Origin of the sequence: Bifidobacterium sp. UBA6881, assembly GCA_002451435.1 — a bacterium.
Classification (GTDB): Bacteria; Actinomycetota; Actinomycetes; order Actinomycetales; family Bifidobacteriaceae; genus Bifidobacterium.
The window spans coordinates 10,050-11,280 of record DKCF01000021.1 but is presented as its reverse complement, the minus strand read 5'-3'; the positions used below and the strand labels follow the sequence as shown (position 1 = coordinate 11,280).

The window sequence follows — 1,231 nt, the reverse complement described above, 5'->3', positions numbered from 1 at the left end:
GCGGCATCGTGCAATCCGAACGCGCATCCCGGCAAGTGCCCCACCATGCCGGACCGCGGCGTCCGATCACCGCAGCCGTCCGCGCCCATGGATTGGCCGCGGACGGGCCGGTTCACCGCTGCGGCCTGTCGAGGCGCGCGATCTCATCGCGCAGTTGGTCGACGGTGGCGGTCAGCTCGTCGACGCTGGCCTTCAGCCGTTCCGTCTCGTCGTTGGACTTGTCGGCGCGTTTGCCGGCCTCGTCGCTCACCCGGTCGACGATCCACGAGGCGAGCGTCGCCGTGATGACGCCGATCAGCGCGATGCCGGCGAGCATCAATCCCACCGCGATGCACTTGCCTTCCCAGGTGACCGGCGCCAGATCGCCGTATCCGACGGTGGTGGCGGTGACGAACGACCACCACAGCGCCTTGCCGAAATCGGTGATGTTCGCGCCCGGCGCGTACCGTTCCACGTCGAGCACGGCCAGCGATCCGACGTAGATCAGCAACGTCACGCTGGAACATACGTACATGGTGATGCGGCCGCGCACGGCCATGCCGCTGGTGCGGTTGAGCACGTTCAGCACCGCCACCAGCCTGATGAGGCGCAGCGGGCGGAATATCGGCAGTATGATCGAGGCGAGCAGCAGCAGATTGTTCTTGAACCACGTCTTCTTGTCGTCGGCCACGCTGATCGACACGACGTAGTCGATGACGAACACCACCCAGATGACGTTGATCGTCGCCTCGCACAACGCGATGTGGCTTTGCGCGAGGATCTCCCACGAATACGCGAAGAGGAACACCAGCGCCAATACCGTCAACGGCCATTCCGTCGCCCGTTGCCATTTGCCCAATGTCAATACCTTGTCTGCTTTTTCCACGCATAACATCATAGGAAGCGTGGACGGTAAATCAGGGTTCATTTCAGGGTATCACTGATTTTCCGCGCCTCCGTATCCGTTAGGATTGCACTATGAGACTCATCGGCAATATTCTGTGGCTGGTTTTCGGCGGCCTGGCGATCGCCGCCGCGTGGGCGTTCATCGGTCTGGTCCTATGCGTCACGATCATCGGCATCCCGTTCGGCATCCAGGCGTTCAAGATGGCCGGACTGACATTGACGCCGTTCGGCAAGACGGTGCGGTACGGCGGCGGCATCGGCTCGCTGCTGGTCAATATCATCTGGTTCTTCGTGGCGGGCGTCTGGCTCGCCCTCGGCTATGTGGCGGCTGGCCTAATCAACTGCG

At 62.6% G+C, this 1,231-nt stretch carries 2 protein-coding genes; one reads left to right on the top strand and one right to left on the bottom strand.

From position 1 onward, the window contains the following. Window positions 1–112: 112 nt before the first annotated feature. Window positions 113–844, bottom strand: coding sequence for a potassium channel family protein (locus B3C64_RS01670; protein WP_291533278.1), 732 nt, complete (start codon window positions 842–844; stop codon window positions 113–115). Window positions 845–957: 113 nt separating this feature from the next. On the opposite strand from B3C64_RS01670, the gene B3C64_RS01665 reads away from it, so the two are divergent. Then, a partial coding sequence (locus B3C64_RS01665) for a YccF domain-containing protein (protein ID WP_291533274.1) occupies window positions 958–1,231 on the top strand: 274 nt, incomplete at its 3' end.